11 protein-coding genes and 1 pseudogene are annotated in these 17913 nt (G+C 64.2%); 8 read left to right on the forward strand and 4 right to left on the reverse strand.

Going from position 1 to position 17913, the window contains the following annotated elements; translation table 11 throughout:
* Positions 1–671 precede the first annotated feature (671 nt).
* From ABIB95_RS25865 to ABIB95_RS25900, 8 genes and pseudogenes are all read left to right on the forward strand, one after another.
* On the forward strand, positions 672–1967 hold the full coding sequence (locus ABIB95_RS25865) for an N-acetylmuramoyl-L-alanine amidase (RefSeq protein WP_354243240.1): 1296 nt from the start codon (positions 672–674) through the stop codon (positions 1965–1967).
* Between the two features lie 263 nt (positions 1968–2230).
* On the forward strand, positions 2231–4741 hold the full coding sequence (locus ABIB95_RS25870; RefSeq protein WP_014495579.1) for a penicillin-binding protein 1A: 2511 nt from the start codon (positions 2231–2233) through the stop codon (positions 4739–4741).
* 103 nt (positions 4742–4844) lie between these two features.
* Positions 4845–5976 (forward strand): peptide chain release factor 2 gene (gene prfB, locus ABIB95_RS25875; protein ID WP_100213929.1). Its coding sequence is split into 2 segments (ribosomal slippage): positions 4845–4913 and positions 4915–5976, totalling 1131 coding nucleotides; the frame shifts between segments, so codons are not numbered across the junction.
* Positions 5976–6857, forward strand: a complete 882-nt coding sequence (locus ABIB95_RS25880) for an NAD(P)-dependent oxidoreductase (RefSeq protein ID WP_354243243.1) — start codon at positions 5976–5978, stop codon at positions 6855–6857. Before prfB ends, ABIB95_RS25880 begins: the two co-directional genes overlap by 1 nt.
* Before the next feature lie 14 nt (positions 6858–6871).
* Complete coding sequence (locus ABIB95_RS25885) at positions 6872–7747, forward strand: DMT family transporter (protein WP_354179543.1); 876 nt, start codon at positions 6872–6874, stop codon at positions 7745–7747.
* A 78-nt stretch (positions 7748–7825) separates the two neighbouring features.
* Positions 7826–8731 carry a DMT family transporter gene (locus ABIB95_RS25890; protein WP_354243245.1) on the forward strand — a complete coding sequence of 302 codons (906 nt, stop codon included), beginning with the start codon at positions 7826–7828 and terminating at the stop codon, positions 8729–8731.
* Between the two features lie 109 nt (positions 8732–8840).
* Positions 8841–10075: pseudogene (locus ABIB95_RS25895) on the forward strand (ABC transporter substrate-binding protein).
* Between the two features lie 238 nt (positions 10076–10313).
* Positions 10314–12497: a zinc-binding metallopeptidase family protein gene (locus ABIB95_RS25900; protein WP_354243248.1), complete on the forward strand. Its 2184-nt coding sequence runs from the start codon at positions 10314–10316 to the stop codon at positions 12495–12497.
* Between the two features lie 5 nt (positions 12498–12502).
* Here ABIB95_RS25900 and ABIB95_RS25905 read toward each other — a convergent pair whose 3' ends face one another.
* Genes ABIB95_RS25905 through ABIB95_RS25920 form a run of 4 tightly spaced genes read right to left on the reverse strand, consistent with a single transcriptional unit; the run spans position 12503 to position 17913 of the window.
* On the reverse strand, positions 12503–13852 hold the full coding sequence (locus ABIB95_RS25905; protein WP_354243251.1) for an O-antigen ligase family protein: 1350 nt from the start codon (positions 13850–13852) through the stop codon (positions 12503–12505).
* 12 nt (positions 13853–13864) lie between these two features.
* The gene (locus ABIB95_RS25910) at positions 13865–15244 is read right to left on the reverse strand and encodes a glycosyltransferase family 4 protein (protein ID WP_354243253.1); all 1380 of its coding nucleotides are present in this window, start codon (positions 15242–15244) and stop codon (positions 13865–13867) included.
* Positions 15241–15981 carry an ABC transporter ATP-binding protein gene (locus tag ABIB95_RS25915; RefSeq protein WP_354243255.1) on the reverse strand — a complete coding sequence of 247 codons (741 nt, stop codon included), beginning with the start codon at positions 15979–15981 and terminating at the stop codon, positions 15241–15243. The genes ABIB95_RS25910 and ABIB95_RS25915 overlap by 4 nt, the downstream gene beginning before the upstream one ends.
* Positions 15982–15984: 3 nt before the next feature.
* Positions 15985–17913, reverse strand: coding sequence for a glycosyltransferase (locus ABIB95_RS25920; protein WP_354243258.1), 1929 nt, complete (start codon positions 17911–17913; stop codon positions 15985–15987).

A 17913-nucleotide genomic window follows, 5' to 3' on the forward strand; every position in this document is an offset into this window, starting at 1 on the left:
CGTGGGCGCGATCTGCGCTGCCGGGTGACGCGACGGTCCACCTGATTCGGGGGTGAGGGGAAGGCCGAAACGCCGTCTCTCGCGCCTTGCCGAAACGGAAGCTGGAGGGCCGAAGCGGCGCGCGGGATTGTCACTCCGCAGCGTCGCGAACGGTCCTTCAGAATTCGTCGGCACAGTCTGGCGCATCAAGCGTCGGCCCGTATGAAACATTGGGCGGCGGGGCCGCCCCTCAATCAGTTGCTGCTGGCCAGGCATGGCGCGAGCGCGCTCGCCTTGGGGATTACGAACCGCTCCCTTGGGATTAAGGGACCGGGTAACGAGTCACGTCGCTGTCAAAACCGTCCCGGAAACGCGGTGGTAACCAGGGACCGTCCGCCACCGGGGCTTGACCCGCTCCACCTCGCTGCCGCGCACCGCGCTGGTCTTTGAGGGGAACGGAAAAACGCTGGAATTCCCAAACCTTGAGAGTTCCGGCGCTGCACCGGGAGGCTGAACGCGACACAACCGGAAATATCGGCCGTCAGCACTCCGTACATACGTGGAATGGACCAACCGTGCAAGGGAGCGTCGCACGACGGTCACAGTCGGGGAGTTTCGTATATCTGTCATTAAGCGGCGATTAACCCTGTGGTTCTATTGCGTTAGAAGGGCCGCTCGGAGGCACTGAATCGGTGACGAGCCGCACAAATCAAAGGGTTTTGCTGGGATGCGCGCTTCTGTGCGCCGCAGCATTGGCATGCGCTGATTCCTGGCGCCTGAGCGCGGCGGAAAGCCAGCCGCAACCCTCTGTTGCGGTAGCGAATTTTCCAACCGCGTCCGCCGCCCGGCTGGCCGGCGATGGCAAGCAGACCCGTTTCATCCTCGACATCGATCAGGCCGTCACATTCCGCGCCGTGACGCTCGCCGACCCGTATCGGGTGGTGGTCGATGTGCCCCAGGTCAATTTTCAACTGCCCGCGGGCACCGGGGTCGAGGGGCGGGGACTGGTCAAGGCCTTCCGCTACGGGCTGGTCATGCCCGGCGGCTCGCGAATCGTGTTCGATCTGACAGGCCCGGCCAAGATCGCCAAGTCCTACGTGCTGGAGGCCGCCAATGGCCAGCCGGCCCGGCTCGTGCTCGAGCTGGAGGAGGTCGACCGGACCGCCTTCGTGCAGTCGCTCGTCCCCGAGAAACGCCCCGAACTGCGGCCCGCAATCGCCGACGCGCCGCCGGCAACGGTTCCGGCCGCCGCAACTCCGGAAGCTGGGCAGCAAAAGGTCGACGGCCGCCCGATCGTCGTGATCGATCCCGGCCATGGCGGCATCGACAACGGCACGCAGTCGAGCGGCGAAAGCGAGAAGAACCTGGTGCTGGCCTTTGGCCTGGCGCTGCGCGACCGGCTGGACAAGACCGGCAAATTCCGCGTGGTGATGACACGGGATGATGACACCTTCATTCCGCTCAACGACCGGGTCAAAGTCGCCCGCGGGCTCAAGGCCGCATTGTTCGTCTCGATCCACGCCGACGCGCTGCCGAAGGCCGAGGGCGATGCGCAGGGAGCGACCATCTACACGTTGTCCGACAAGGCCTCCGACGCCGAGGCGCAGCGGCTGGCGGATGCGGAAAACCGGGCGGACGCGATCGCCGGTTTCAACCTCGCGGAGGAGCCGACCGACGTCGCCGACATCCTGATCGACCTCACCCAGCGGGAAACTCGCACCTTTTCAAGCCGTTTTGCCCGCCTGTTGATGGGCGAAATGAAGTCGTCCGTGCGGATGCATAAGCATCCCCTGAAGTCGGCCGGCTTCCGGGTCCTCAAGGCGCCCGACGTGCCGTCGGTGCTGGTCGAGATCGGCTATGTCTCCAACAAGGGCGACCTCGAGCATCTGGTCTCGGAGGGGTGGCGGTCCAAGGCCGTGGGCTCGATGGCGCAGGCGATCGACGGGTTCCTGACCAAGCGGATGGCGACGGCCGGATCGTCAAATTGACGACCGGGGGATCGTCAAATTGACGACCGGGGGGGCGTCGGATTGAGAGGGATTTTCCGTCCCGTTGCAAAAGCCCTAGTTTGGCCACAGCGGGCGCTTTATAAAAATGCCGCAGGGGGTTCCGGAATCGGCGAGAATCCCGTTCGGCAAGCGTCTTGGTCCGGCACTGATGTAATTGAGTAGGCCGGTGAATTCGCGACGTGGAGTTGGCGCCTGTTTTGGGTGCCTTGAGCTGATCCAGAGTTTGAACGGATAAACATATAATGCGCTTGCTGGTGCGGTTCATGGGCTTCCTGTTCGCCGCGGGAACGGTGGTGTTCCTTGTCGGTGTCGGGGCCGTGGCAGGCCTGATCTGGCATTTCTCCAAGGACTTGCCCGATTACTCTCAGCTTCAGGATTACGAGCCGCCGGTGATGACCCGCGTGCACGCGGTCGACGGCTCGCTGCTCGGCGAATACGCCAAGGAGCGCCGGCTGTACCTGCCGATCCAGGCGGTGCCGAAGCTCGTGATCAACGCCTTCCTCGCGGCCGAGGACAAGAATTTCTACGAGCATGGCGGCATCGACTACACCGGCATGGCGCGCGCGGGCGTGCTCTTCATCCAGAACTACGGCTCGAACCGGCGTCCGCAGGGCGCCTCCACGATCACCCAGCAGGTCGCCAAGAACTTCCTTCTGACCAACGAGGTCTCCTTCGCCCGCAAGATCAAGGAAGCCTTGCTGGCGATGCGCATCGAGAAGACCTACTCGAAGGACAAGATCCTCGAGCTGTATCTGAACGAGATCTATCTCGGCCTCGGCGCCTACGGCATCGCGGCCGCTTCGCTGGTCTATTTCGACAAGTCGGTGAACGAGCTGACGGTCGCGGAAGCGTCCTATCTGGCCGCGTTGCCGAAGATGCCCGCGACGCTGCATCCGGTGCGTAACCGCGATCGCGCCATCGAGCGCCGCAACTACGTGATCGACCGTCTGCTGGAGAACGGCTGGATCAAGCAGGCCGACGCCGACAAGGCGCGCAAGGAGCCGCTGGCCGTCACCAACCGTTCCAACGGTGCCCACACCTTCGCCGGCGAATATTTCGCCGAGGAAGTCCGCCGCGACATCTTCGAGCGCTACGGCGAGAAGAAGCTCTACGAAGGCGGTCTGTCCGTCCGCACCACGCTCGATCCGAAGATCCAGGTCATGGCGCGCAAGGCCATGGTCGCCGGCCTCGTGAACTATGACGAGCAGCAGGGCTATCGCGGCGCCATGAGCAAGCTCGATATTTCGGGCGATTGGGGCGTGAAGCTCGCCGAGATCAAGTCACTCTCCGACATCTCGCCATGGCGCATGGCGGTGGTGCTGGAGACCAGCGACCAGTCGGCGCGCATCGGCTTCCAGCCGAACCGCGAGCTCGGCGGCGCCATCAGCAAGCAGCGCGAGACCGGCATCGTCACGGTCGACGGCGTACGCTGGGCGAGGGCGGCCCAAGGCAATGCCAAGGGCAAGACCCCGACGTCCGTCGCGCAAGTGTTGCAGCCCGGCGACGTGATCTATGCCGATCCGCTCTACACCAAGGAGGGACAGCCGGTCGAAGGCCAGTACCGCCTGCGCCAGATCCCCGAAGTGTCGGGCGCGATGGTGGCGATGGATCCCTGGACCGGCCGCGTGCTCGCGATGGTCGGCGGCTTCTCGTTCGACCAGAGCCAGTTCAACCGCGCCACGCAGGCCTATCGCCAGCCGGGTTCGTCGTTCAAGCCGATCGTCTATTCGGCCGCGCTCGACAACGGCTATACGCCCTCGACCGTGGTGCTCGACGCGCCCATTGAAATCGACCAGGGCCAGGGCGCCGGCGTGTGGCGGCCCGAGAACTTCTCGTCCGGCAAATTCCAGGGACCCGTCACGTTGCGCAACGCGCTGCGGCAGTCGCTCAACACCGTGACTGTGCGCCTCGCACAGGACATCGGCATGCCCCTGATCGGCGAATATGCGCGCCGCTTCGGCGTCTATGATGAATTGCCGAACTATCTGTCCTACGCGCTCGGCGCCGGCGAGACCACGGCGATGCGCATGGTCACGGCCTATTCGATGCTCGCCAATGGCGGTCGCCGGGTGAAGCCGACCTTGATCGACCGTATCCAGGACCGTTACGGCCGCACTATCTTCAAGCACGACCAGCGCGAATGCCGCGGCTGCGACGCGCCCGGCGGCTGGAAGAACCAGGCCGAGCCGCAGCTGATCGACCGTCGCGAGCAGGTGCTGGATTCCATGACCGCCTATCAGATCACCGAGCTGATGGAAGGCGTGGTCCAGGCCGGTACCGCAACCGTGGTCAAGGAGGTCGGCAAGCCGATCGCCGGCAAGACCGGCACCACCAACGAGGCCAAGGACGCCTGGTTCGTCGGCTTCTCGCCCGACGTCGCCGTCGCGATCTATATGGGCTACGACAAGCCGCGCGCGCTCGGTAGGGGCAACGCCGCGACCGGCGGCCATCTGGCCGCACCCATCGCGCGCGACTTCCTCAAGCTTGCGCTCGCCGACAAGCCCGCGGTTCCGTTCAAGGTGCCGGCCGGCATCAAGCTCGTGCGCGTCGTCTCCAAGACCGGCATGCGCGCCGGCCCCGGTGAGACCGGCGGAACCATTTTGGAAGCCTTCAAGCCGGGCACGGCGCCGCCTGACAACTACTCGGTCATCGGCGTCGCCGATGCCGACGGGCGCGGTGGCGTGCCGGCGTCGCAGCAGCAGCAGCCGGATTCCGGCTTCTTCATGCGGCCGGGCACCGGTGGTCTGTACTAGCGGATAAGACTGACGATCGCGGTTCCGGCGGTTGCGCTTTGCAGCCGCCGCCGCTACATCCCAGCTTCAATGCACGCGGGATTCCGCGAGATCAGAGAACAACATGCGCGCCGAAATCGAACGGTTGGTAGAAGAGATCAAGCAGTCGGTCGGGCTGCTGAGGAGGCATCTTTGACGTCGAGAAATCGACGGCGCGCCTCGCTGAGCTGAACAAGCTCGCTGAAGATCCCAACCTCTGGAACGATCCCCAGAAAGCCCAGAAGCTGATGCAGGAGCGCACCTCGCTTGAGGATTCGCTCTCCGGCATCGGCAAGGTCGAGCAGGAGCTCGAAGACGACATCGGCATGATCGAGCTCGGCGAGGCCGAGGGCGATGCCGGCGTCGTCACTGAGGCTGAAACCGCGCTGAAGAACCTCAAGAAGGAAGTCGCGCGGCGCGAGCTCGAGGCGCTGCTGTCGGGCGAGGCCGATCGTTTCGATTCTTATCTCGAAGTCCATGCCGGCGCCGGCGGCACCGAGAGCCAGGACTGGGCGCAGATGCTGCTGCGCATGTATACGCGCTGGGCCGAGACGCACGGCTTCAAGGTCGAATTCCTCGAAGAGTCCGAGGGCGAAGAGGCCGGCATCAAGTCCGCGACGATCCAGGTCTCGGGCCACAACGCCTATGGCTGGCTGAAGACGGAGGCGGGCGTGCACCGGTTGGTGCGCATCTCGCCGTTCGATTCCAACGCGCGGCGGCACACCTCGTTTTCGAGCGTGCAGGTGTTCCCCGTCATCGACGACAGCATCAAGATCGACATCAAGGAAGCCGACGTCCGCGTCGACACCATGCGCTCGGGCGGCGCCGGCGGCCAGCACGTCAACAAGACCGAATCCGCGGTGCGCCTGACGCATATTCCGACCGGCGTTGCCGTGGTCTGCCAGGCCGGCCGCTCCCAGCACAAGAATCGGGCGCAGGCCTGGGACATGCTGCGCGCGCGGCTTTACGAAATCGAGCTGAAGAAGCGCGAGGAGAAGGCCGCCGCCGACCAGGCCGCCAAGACCGATATCGGCTGGGGCCACCAGATCCGCTCCTACGTGCTGCAGCCCTACCAGATGGTGAAGGATTTGCGCACCGGCGTGCAGACGTCCGACACATCGGGCGTGCTGAACGGCGAGCTCGACGACTTCATGGCCGCAACCCTGGCGCAGCGCGCCTTCGGCACCACCGGCGCCGACATCGAGGACGTCGACTGATGTCCCGCGTCGCCTTCATCGGGTTGGGGCGGATGGGCCACGGCATGGCCGGCCGCTATCTCGATGCCGGCTTCACGGTGACGCTGTGGAATCGCAGCAAGGCAAAGGCGGACGACCTGATCGCGCGCGGTGCGCATTGGGCGACGTCGCCTGAGGATGCCGCGATCGATGCCGATGCGGTCGTGACCATGGTCGCCGATGACGAAGCCTCGCGCGCGGTCTGGCTCGGGCCCGAGGGCGCGGCCAAGACGGCAAAGGCCGGCACCATTGCGATCGAGTGCTCCACCGTCTCCTATGACCACGCCCGCGAGATGGGCCGCGAACTGAACGCGCGCGGGCTGATCTACATCGACTGCCCCGTGACGGGATTGCCGGATGCGGCAGCGGCCGGAAAGCTGACGCTGCTCGCCGGCGCTGACGCAGCTGATCTCGAACGTGCGCGGCCGTTTCTCGAACCGATCGGCTCGACCATCCGCCATTTCGGCGCGGTCGGCTCCGGCACGGTCTACAAGCTCATCAACAATCTCCTGGGTGCGATCCAGATCGCGGGCCTTGCCGAAGGCCTCGCCATCGCCGAACAGGCCGGGCTCGACATGAACCTGGTGCTGGAATCGATCCAGGCCGGCGTCGCCGCCAGCCCGCAGGTGCAGCGTCATTCCAAGCGCATGGTCGCCCGCGATTTCAGCGCCGCGACCTTTACGGCGGCGCTGCGGCACAAGGATGCCGCCTATGCGGTGAAGCTCGCCGAAGGCCTGCTCGCCGACAAGCCGCTGGTCTCGCGCGCTGCGGTCGAGTCCTACGCGCAGGCCAAGGCCGCAATGCCCGACGACGATGAAGGCAAGATGATCGAGCTGGTGTCGCGGCCGAAGAAGCCGACCTAGCTGGGCGCATCAACATGGGGCAGCCTCGTTCGGATCGCGGTCTCGGCATTGCCCTCGTCATCGCTGCCGCAGTTGCCTGGAGCACGGCGCCGTTCTTCACGCGCCTCTTGCCGTTCGATCCCTGGACCATCCTGTTCTGGCGCGGCCTGTTCGCGGGCAGCCTGATCAGCGTGTTTCTTGTCGTGATGCAGGGCCGCGCTGCGCTGTGGCAATTGGTCGTGCCGGGGAAGGGCGGCCTGCTCGTCGCGTCCTTGTCCGCGGTCGGCATGGTCTCGTTCATTCCCGCGCTTCAGATGACCACGGTCATGAATGTGGCGGTGCTGATCGCCACCCAGCCCTTCGTTGCGGCTGCGCTGGCGTGGCTGTGGCTCGGCGAAGCCGCGACGTGGCGTACGCTGACCGCGAGCCTGATCGCCTTTGCCGGCGTGGTGATCACGGTCGGCGGCGTTCGGGCCGGCGCCGATCTCGGCGGCGTCGCGCTGAGCTGCCTGATGGTGCTCGCCATCTCCGCCATGACGGTCGTGGTCCGGCGCCATCGCGAGACGTCGATGGTGGCCGCGGCAGCGCTGTCGAACTTCATGGGGAGCCTCGTCAGTCTTCCCTTTGCCCACGACATCGCCCATGTCGGCGGCAACAGCCTTGCGATCCTCGCGATGTTCGGCTGCCTCCAGGTCGCGCTCGGCCTGACCTTCTACATGCTCGGCTCGCGCTTGTTGCCTTCGGGGCAGGCTTCCCTGATCGCGACGCTGGAAACGCCGCTAATGCCGTTCTGGATCTGGGTCGCTTTTCGCGAACTGCCCGCCGTGCATGCGCTCATTGGCGGCGCGCTGGTGATCGGAGCGGTTGTCGCCGATATTGCCGGTGACGCTCGCTCGCGGCGCCCCTCCTGAGCAAATTTGTCGGAAATCGGGTGGCGGCCTGTCTCGCGCCGTTCTAGGCGGCAGGCTCGGCCGCCGAGGTGAAGCAACATGTCCCCGAACGATAACAGGATCGACGCGCGAGACTGGTCGCTGCTCGCGGTGCTCTCGGTTCTCTGGGGCGGATCGTTCTTCTTCAATGGCGCGGCGCTGCGGGAATTGCCGCCGCTGACGCTGGTGCTGCTGCGCGTCGCGCTTGGGGCGGCCATTCTGCTGCCGTTGCTGCGGATGCAGGGTATCGGTCTTCCCAAGGGCATGGCGGGCTGGAAGCCGTTCGTCGCGATTGGGCTGCTCAACAACGTCATCCCGTTCTCGCTGATCGTGCTCGGCCAGACCTACATTCCGAGTGGGCTGGCCTCGATCCTGAATGCGACCACGCCGCTGTTCACGGTGATGGTGATGGCGGCGGCCGGCGAAGAGGCCCTGCAGATGCGTCGGGTGGCCGGCGTGGCGCTCGGGCTCGCCGGCGTCATCATCCTGCGCGGATGGGAAACGAGGCCGGGGCAGGGGCTCGGCATCCTGCTCTGCCTGGGTGGCGCATTCAGCTATGGCTTTGCGGCGCTGGCCGCGCGGCGGCTGCTGAAGGACACGCCTCCGCTGGGAACGGCGACGTTTCAGCTGATGGCATCGACTGTGATGATGGCGATCGTCGCCGGCGCCATGGAGCAGCCGTGGCATCTTTCGATGCCGGGCCTGACGACCTGGCTCGCCGTGCTTGGCCTTGCCGCCCTCTCGACGGCGCTCGCCTACATCGTCTTCTTTCAGATCCTGCGACGTTCAGGCGCGACCAATGTGATGCTGGTGACGCTGCTCATTCCCGTCACCGCCATCCTGCTGGGATGGCTGGTGCTGGGTGAGCCGATCTCCGCGCGCGAGATCGCGGGCGCCATCGTCATCGGCAGCGCACTGCTCGTGATCGACGGGCGCGCTGCAAGGCTGTTGCGGCGCGTGCCGTAAATTCTCGATCCGGCGTTTCACGCCACGGAAAATCGCGGCGCTTGCCAGCGGCGAACGGCCTTGCGACACTCTCCGCAAAATAAGACTACAAAACATAGGGGAGAGAACGATGCCGGGTCGTCGCGAAAGCCTTGCTGCCCTCGCCATTCTTGCTGCCGGCGTGCTCGTCACGGCACCGGCCTTGGCGCAGAAGAAATACGATCCCGGAGCCACCGACACCGAAGTCAAGATCGGCAACATCATGCCCTATAGCGGGCCGGCGTCGTCCTATGGCGTGATAGGCAAGACCGAGGCCGCCTATTTCAGGATGATCAACGATCAGGGCGGCATCAACGGCCGCAAGATCAACTTCATCAGCTATGACGACGCCTATTCGCCGCCGAAGGCGATCGAGCAGGCGCGCAAGCTGGTCGAGAGCGACGAGGTGCTGCTGATCTTCCAGCCGCTCGGCACGCCCTCGAACTCCGCGATCATGAAATACATGAACGCCAAGAAGGTGCCGCAGCTCTTCGTCGCCTCCGGCGGCACCAAGTTCGGGGACCCCAAGAATTTCCCGTGGACCATGGGTTTCCAGCCGAACTACCAGAGCGAGGGGCGGATCTACGCAAAGTATATCCGCGATCATTTCCCCAACAGCAAGGTCGCCGTGTTCTGGCAGAACGACGACGCCGGCAAGGACCAGTTCAAGGGCCTGAAGGACGGGCTCGGCGACAAGGCCGGCATGATCATCGCCGACAAGTCCTATGAGGTCAGCGATCCCTCGATCGACTCGCAGATCGTGGCGCTGCATGACTCGGGCGCCGACATTTTCTTCTCATGGGCCGCCCCGAAGGGATCGGCGCAGGCGATCCGGAAGGTCGGCGAGCTCGGCTGGAAACCAAAGTTCTTCCTCGCCAATACCGCAACCTCGGTCGCCTCGGTGCTCAAGCCCGCCGGGCTCGACTATTCCAAGGACATCATCTCGACCGTCTATCTGAAGGATCCGACCGACCCGACCTGGGACAAGGACCCGGCGGTGGTGAAGTGGCGCGAATTCATGGACAAATATTATCCCGATGGCGACAAGGCCAACGCCAACAACATCTACGGCTATGTGCAGGCCGAGGCGATGGCGCAGGTGTTGAAGCAGTGCGGTGACAATCTCACCCGTGAGAACGTGATGAAGCAGGCCACTAGCCTGAAGAATTTCCACACTGATCTGATGCTGCCAGGCATCATGGTCAACACCTCCGCCGACGACTATTTCCCGATCGAGCAGATGCAGTTGATGCGCTTCAACGGGCAGGGTGGGAGCTGTTCGGCGACGTCATCACCGGCGAGGTCGGCCACGAGCGGAGTCCGTAGTTCGGTTGTATGTGACCAACAGCGGTCGCGGTGTCCAACTCCGCTAAAGAAATGTCCTCCCGGGTGTGTTCTACTTCACATTGCAGCCGGGTCGGCCCAGCGTAGTCTTCCCTATTGTTCGGGCGCCTGTGTCGACGCGCGCTGCGTCTCCACGATGTCCCTGATCTGAATTGTGCCCTGCCTCGGCGGGGGCAGAGCCATTCATGCATGCGTCGCCTGCTATGTGGGAGCGCGTAACATGGACATCATTGAAGCGATCGTTACGAAGAGCCAATGGATTATTGCGATCTTGGCACTCTTTGTCGTTGCCTGGGCTCGCTTCAACTCTCCGCCCACCAATCGGTCCGGTACGACCTTCGCACTGTTCTTCTGGGGGGTGATATTCTACTACGCCCTGATGATACCGCTCTGGCTGGTCGTCATGATCGGACTCGTCCAGGGCAGCATCGGGTTCGACTTCATCGTCGGCCAGATGAAGGCGGTAGATCCAAAGGCGCAGGCGCAACTGGCTCAATATGCTCCGATCGTGGCCGTGCTCATCATCGTCGTCGCTTCGCAATTCCGGCAGGTGGCACGGATCGACCGGGCCGCGCGCGCATTTTGTGTCAGATTGGCCGCCATTCCGCGTGAAGCCGACCGACTCGCATTTGAACTCGCGCAAACCACGGGTTTCGTCCCGCGCGACGACCTTCGAAGCAAGGTGACCAAAATCGTTTCGGAGAATATCGGTCCGCAAGCGTTGAGTTTCAGCAGGGACGGTACTCTTCCCGACCGCTTCACAAGAGCCATCGGCCTTTACAACCTGTTCGTCGGACCCCGGCAGAATGCCGCGGCACTCGACTTCACCGGAAATGGCTATGGCCGATCCGCCTACGCCATGATCATACAATTGGGCGACGCGGTGGCGGCTCGTGCGGATGCCCGTTACGAAGAGATGATGCACGCCGGTCTTGCATTTTTCACGTCGTCGCTTCCAACCCCGGAATTGAAGGACGCTTTGAACCGCAACATTGCTGAGGTCACCAACCTCACTTGCGGCCTCGTGTCTCGCTATGTCCTGTTTTGCGAACGGACCCATAGCGGCCGATTGCAGCGGCTAGCGAGGATGGGCTTCGCCTACAGTCCGGGGCCGACCTTTGGGCTGGATCAATGGGCGACAACGATCTTCCTCGTCACGGCCTGGAGCATTGGCATGATGCTGTTCATGCCGGGAACACTTCCGATCGAAGTCGACAAGGTGTTGACGATTGCGGTCACATTCGGCGCTTCGATCGGCTTCGCAGTCCTGGGCGCAATCGTCGTGGCGCAACGCTTCATCGGACGCAAGGAAGGCAACACACCCGGATATCCGCCTATCGCCGAGTTGGTTGTCGCCGGTCTCGTCGTCGTGGGGCTGTCGATTGCGCTCCGGATCGGCATTCCACTAATGTCCGCCCTGATGCAGGGAGGAGGATATCAGGACGTTCTTAGGCAGTTCATCGAGCGGCTATACGGCGTCATCACGCCTTTCGTCTGTACGATTTCCCTCGGGCTCATTTGTTCCTACATGGGATGTTCGCGGATGAGCTGGTACCGCGTGGCGGCCCTCGGGGCTCTCGCGAACGGCGCCGCGCTGACCTGTGCGGGGTGGCTGGTCGCGCATATGATCGGCCAGCAAGTACTGGCTCTGTTCTATGTACATCCGCAGGATGCGATCCAACTGGTGGCGTTAAGCACTGGCTTAACAGGCTTCATCGTCGGCGGCATGGTCCTCGCGGTCTTCAATGAGTCCGAGCGCATACGCAACGTCACTGCTGAGCGGATAGCCACCAGTCCACGCAAGGAGTTTCCATTGCATGATGCGCCGTCGATTGCCGTCGGACTCGAACCTCCGCCAGTGACGTCTAGGTTCGACGTCGCCGATGATCTTGGCTACCGCGATCGCGCAGGAGTGGAGACCTTCGAGGGGGATTACGTCTGCTTCAGGCCCGCGTTCTCCAACCCCGAGATCATCAGTGCCTACATCATCGGCATTCATTGGGACGAAACCGAGTCCTGTCTCATGTTCGAGGAACGCGAACGTGTTGATGCCGGGCACACGCAGAGGGGCCGTGTCTACATCCCGGATGGACGCCCGTTCCTGAACTTCGTCACCCTCGAGAAGGGAGCGATACGTCTGATCATGGTGTCACGTCCCGATAAGAGAAACGAGCCCGCACGCGGTCTGATCACGACGCTGTCCAATCCCGGTGGCGCCCAGTTTACACCGGCGAGCGCTCCGATCGTTCTCAGGCGTGTGGTCGATCACACGCTTCAACTCGGCTTCATTCGGCCGGGAGCGCTCAGCTACGAAAGCTATCGCCGCGAACTCGAAATGGTGGTGCCCGATTTCGGCGTCTTTGCGTTGGCTCCCCCCCAGGTGGCTTGCGTGGCGGCGGAGTAAAAGGCCTAGTCGGCGCTGAGCCGCACGCGGGCGCGCAGAAATTTCTGCGGATCGACCGCTTCACCCCCGATGCGGATCTCATAATGCAGATGCGGTCCGGCTCTTGCCTTCAGCGCCATGCCGCCGGCGACGCCAACGCCCAGCACATACATCCAGCCTTCGTGGAAATCGAACAAATGCGAGTTCAGAAGCGAGCTTGCGATGTTCTGTACGACGGCCACGAGCCCGATCCAGGCCGCAAGGCCTTCGTCCAGGAACAGGCGAAGGTGCGCGATCCACATGGCGTAGAGCAGGACGACGCCGAGTACGCCCCATTGCATCGCGACATTGAGGGTCTGGTTGTGGGGATTGCTGACGATCTCCGCATCGAGGCGGCTTCCACCGGTGGCGGCGCGCTCGAACTGGCGCTTGATCGACCCGGTGCCGTGACCGGCCAGGGGCGCCTCGGCAACAGCGTGAAGAGCCTTGCGCCAATAGGTCAGGCGTTGGGCGGTCGAGGCTCGGCTGATGTCCTCATGGCCGTGGCGGTATTCCACGGCGATGTCCGCAATGCGGTGGCGCAGATAGGGCGAGGTCGTCCAGGCCAGCGCGCTCGCGGCTATCGTGCCCGCGAGCAGGACCAGCGCCGCGCGCCGGCTCAAATGCCTCCAGGCGAGCAGTCCGAGCAGCACCGCAATGCACAGCAGCGCCGTGCGGGCGGAGGCGACGAACACCATGTTGGTGACGAACAGCAGGATCAATGCCAGACAGGCGGCTGTCGCGACCACGTTTCCGCGGCGCCAGAAGGTCAACGCCGGCAGTGCGAGCGCAAAGGCACACAGCGTGAATTCCTGGCTCTGGTCGATGTAGTTCTTGACGGGAACGCCGGCCGACGCGGTCGCGGAGAGTTTCCAGGCAGGATCGTGCAGCACGATCCAGGAATAGACCGCAAGCAGCGCGCAGGACGCGAGAAAGCCAAAGAAGACCCAGAAACAGCGTTCGGATCGGCTCAAGTGATAGAGCAGTGCTGGAATGAGCACGAGCTTTGCGACCGGCTTGATTGCATGCAGCCGGTCCGCCCACGCGCCGTCCGACCAGAGCGTGCCGAGAAGCGCGAGCAGCAGCAAGGCAAAGGGCAGGGCGAACGCAGGCCGTGCGAGCTGGCGTCCATAGTCGCGCCAGTCGATGGTCGGCGTCACTACCAGCAGCCAGAGCCCGACGAAGATCGAAGGCGCCGTGGTCGACCAGGGCAGCGACGCCGCGATCAGCACAGCGAGCACATCGGCGGCCCCGATCAGAGCGGGCGATTTGCCCATGGCTTGCCATCGGGCGCGCAAGGCTAGTCGACCGGCCGGGCCGGACCTTTCAGCAGTCATGTGCAACGACGCTTATTGCGCGGCGGCCAGGCTTTCCCGGGGCATCTCATGCCCGAGGAAGTCGCGCGCCTGGGTCTCGTAGCCGAAGCGCTCGGCGAGCTCGTGTCGCCTCGCGCGGATGCGGCCGCGGCATTCCTCCTGCCGCGTCAGCACGCGGGTGATTGAAGCTGCGATCGCCTCGGTCGAGAAGGGGTCGAAATAGTCGGCGAGCTCGCCCGCGACTTCACGGAACACCGCGATATCGGAGCACAGCACCGGCGTGTTCGCGGCCAGCGCCTCGATGATCGGTATGCCGAAGCCTTCGGCCAGGCTCGGCATGATCAGCCCGTGCGCCTCCGCGATCATGGCGGCCTTTTCATGCTCGTCGACATAGCCGGCGAAGCGGACATTTGGCGGCAGGTTGCGCATCCGGCTGATCTGGCCCGCATGACCGATCACCGTGAGATCGGCCTGAGGGACGTTGCGGAAGGCACGAATGACGGTGGCGACGTTTTTGCGCGGCTCGTTCGACACGATGATGACGAAGTTCGGCCGCCCCGGACGCCCCGACAGGGCTGGGAGGTGGAGGACATCCGGGGCGTCGAACCGGGTGCGGGGATACACGACCCGTGCCGGCAGGTGCGCAAATTGCGGCAACAGTTCCCTGAACCGCATCATGCTATAGTTTGAAACGAAGGCGAGCTCGTCAGCCTGGCGCAGGCTGGTGCCGATCCGCGCCAGGAATTGCCGCGTGGCGATGTCGCTGAGCTTGAGGTCGGTGAGCGGCAGCAAATCATGGACGACGCAGATCACCTTGGCGTTCGGCTTGCGCCTGATCGCGACCCGCGTCGGGGTGTCCACAACGATGAGATCATAGTCACGCGCGTCGATCCGCGGCGGCGGCAGCAGGAAGAAGGCCGACGAGTCCTGATAGTTGAAGAATCCGGGCTCGAGCTGGAATTCGCCGAACAGTTCGAGATGGCGCATATCCGGCGGAATGTATTCGAGCGCGGCGGTCCGGTTCTCGATCAGCCGGGCTTGCAGGCCAAGCAGGCCGATCGCGCGCAGGAGGCAGAGGATATTGTCCCGCGACAGCAGCATGGTGGCCTTGTGGCGGAGCCAGTCGAACCTGCGACGCGCGCCGCTGAGCATCACTGGCCCGCTCACGTTGACCTCGTCGAGGAAGCGATAAAGAGCGAGCAGCTCGATGTTGCGCGACTGCGCCGGAAACAGCTTCGTGCGTCGCTCGCGCCGACATAGCTTGCGGTAACGCTTTGAGGTTTCCACCAGTAGGGTGAGTTCGTGGCCTTCCGACGCGAGCGACCGTACCAATTCCCGGGTGAAGTGGAAGATGCCGCGCTTGTGATTGGGCTGTCCGAGCGACTCGGACACGACCAGGATGTTCTGTTTCATGCGCGTTTCTCTCGGAGCTCAAAGGCGTGCGTGGCGGGCGGCTCGACCGCAATGGTCGAGGCGATGCGGCCGTGATCGAGGTTGATGATGCTGGAGCAGGTGCGGCGCAGCAGCGGCAGGTCGTGCGAGGCGATGATCACGATCGCTGCCTGCGAGACCAGGTTTTGCAGCCGCCTCTCGGCCTTCTCCGCAAAATGCTCATCGACGACGCTGAGCCATTCGTCGAGCAGCAGGATGTCGGCCGGGAAAGCGGTGGCGGTCGCGAACAACACCCGCATCAGCATGCCCGAGGAGAACATCCGCAAGGGCAGGCGCTGCATGCGCGCTTCGAGCTCGGTGAAGGCCCAGATCTCGTCGATCACGCTGCGTGTGGGCTTGCGACCGCTGATCCGCAGCAGCAGCGCGATGTTGTCCTCCGCCACGAAGTCCAGATTGACCCCGGCGTTCAGGCCGAGCAGGGGTACGACGTTGCCCCGGATCGTGACGCGGCCACTGCTCGGCGGATAGACACCGGCGATCAGGCGCAGCAGCGTCGACTTGCCGGAGCCGTTGGGCCCGGCGAGCCCGATACGGGCGCCGGCTTCGGCCTCGATCGAGACGTTGTCGACGGCGCGGATGATCCGCATCTCGCCCGGTTCGCGGATGAGGTGGCCGAGCAGTCGCCGCTTCAGCGAAAAGTCGTAGGCGCCGTAGAGCGGATAGTCGAGACAGACGTTGTGCAGGCTGATCGAGACCATGCGTCAAATCCAGAATGCGGCTTTGCGCAGGTGGACCAGCGTCAGCACGCTCGCAAAGATCAGCAGCGCCAGCGTGATGAGGACGTAGACGATGCTGGCGGGATCGATATGGCCGCCTGCAAGCGGCTCGCGCCACACCGCGAACAGATGCGTCAGCGGATTGAGCCGCATCACCGTCGAGCGGTGATTGATCACCTCGGCGGACCAGATCACGGGCGAGGCGAGGAAGGCGAGCATCAGCGTGGATTCGATGATCGGCTTGAGGTCGCGATAGCGCGTTGCCGTCGCGCCGAGGACGAGGCTCAAGGCGAATGTACAGGCTATGAACAGCAGCAGGCCGGGCAGCGCCGCCAGCGCGTGAGAGAGGTCGTGGGGCGAGAGGATCAGCCACAGCACCAGCGGCACGCAGGCGTTATGCAGCGCGAACAGCGCCTGGCGGAAGGTGCATTGCAGCAGGAAGATCACCGGCGGCAGCGCCCGGTCGCGGATCAGGCTCGCGGAATTCTGAAGCGCCGTGGTCGCATCGAGCACGACGCTGTTCAGGAAGGTCCAGGCCGTCATCGACAGCGCCAGCATCGGCAGGCGCGCCAGCATGTCGGCGTTCGACATCTGGCCGATCACCGAGCCCAATACTGCGACCACGATCGCCATCTGAAGCGACATCCAGAACGGGCCGAGCAGCGAACGCACGTAGCGGTGGCGCATGTCCGACCAGGCCAGTGCGGCCGCGATCCGGACGGTGTCCAGCCAGCCGGTCGCCTGCGGCGGCTCGGCGGCGGTTGCGGGTTCCTTGCACGACGCGGTGACGGCGTCGCGGTAGACGGCCTGCATGCCTTCCCGGAAGGCTGGGGCGGAATAGCGGGTGAGGGCGCGCGTCCGGGCTGACAGTCCCATGCGGCGGCGGCGCTCGGGATCGCTGATTAGCGTGTCGATGGCATCGCCGAGCTTTTCGGCATCACCCGGCGGCACCGTGATCGCCTCCATGCCGTGGCGGGCGACGCGCGGCACCGCGGTGTCGAGCGCCGTGTTCACGACAGGGCGTCCGGCGGCCATGGCCTCGAGCTGGACCAGGCCAAAGGTCTCGGCATTGGTGACTGACGGCATGACGAAGACGTCGGACAGGCACATCAGCTTGATGCGCTCGTTGTCGTTGACCGAGCCGAGCAAGCGGACGCGGTCGCGGAGGCCGAGCTCGCGGATCAGCTGCTCGAGCCGCGGCCGCTCGGTGCCTTCGCCGATGATCCAGACCTCGAACTTGCGGTTGACGGCGGCGCGGATCAGGACGTCAAAGCCCTTGTAGGGCACGAGCCGGCCGCAGGCGAGCACGAGCCGGCCGCGATCGTTCACGTGGTGCGGCTCGATCTTCGGCCAGTCGTAACCCGAGGTGTCGATGCCGAACGGCACGACGTGGCATTTGTCGACGAATTCCCGCAGCAACGGCGTGTTCTCGATCAGCGCGTGGTCCGAGACGATGATTGCTTTCGCCCGGCGCAGTGTCCGCCGCATCAACGGTTCGATGAACCAGCGCAGGCCGGCATGGGTGACGATGTCGGCATGCCAGTGCACCACCAGCGGCCGATTGGCGCCGAAGCCGAAGGCGAAAACGAGGTCGGCGAGCGGGAAGGGGGCATGGAGCGCGAGCAAATCGTGCTCGGCGATCTTGCGCCAGAGCCGCCAGGGATAAGTAGGAGCGGCGGGAAGCGACAGGACATTGCCGAAGGAGCGGACGCGCTCGACCGGCACATCGTTGACGACGATCTCGCGCCGCTCGGCCGATTGCGAGCAGACCAGCACGGCGGAGGCGAAACTGTCCTTCAGGCTCGCGCAGATGTCGCGGATCACCGTCAGCGTGCCGCCGAACAGGTCGGGATAATAGATCTTGAAGATGTGCAGCACCGACGGGCGGTGCGGAGTTTCGCTGGTGTGATGCAT

The sequence above is a fragment of the Bradyrhizobium sp. LA2.1 genome (genome assembly GCF_040547725.1).
GTDB lineage: Bacteria > Pseudomonadota > Alphaproteobacteria > Rhizobiales > Xanthobacteraceae > Bradyrhizobium > Bradyrhizobium barranii.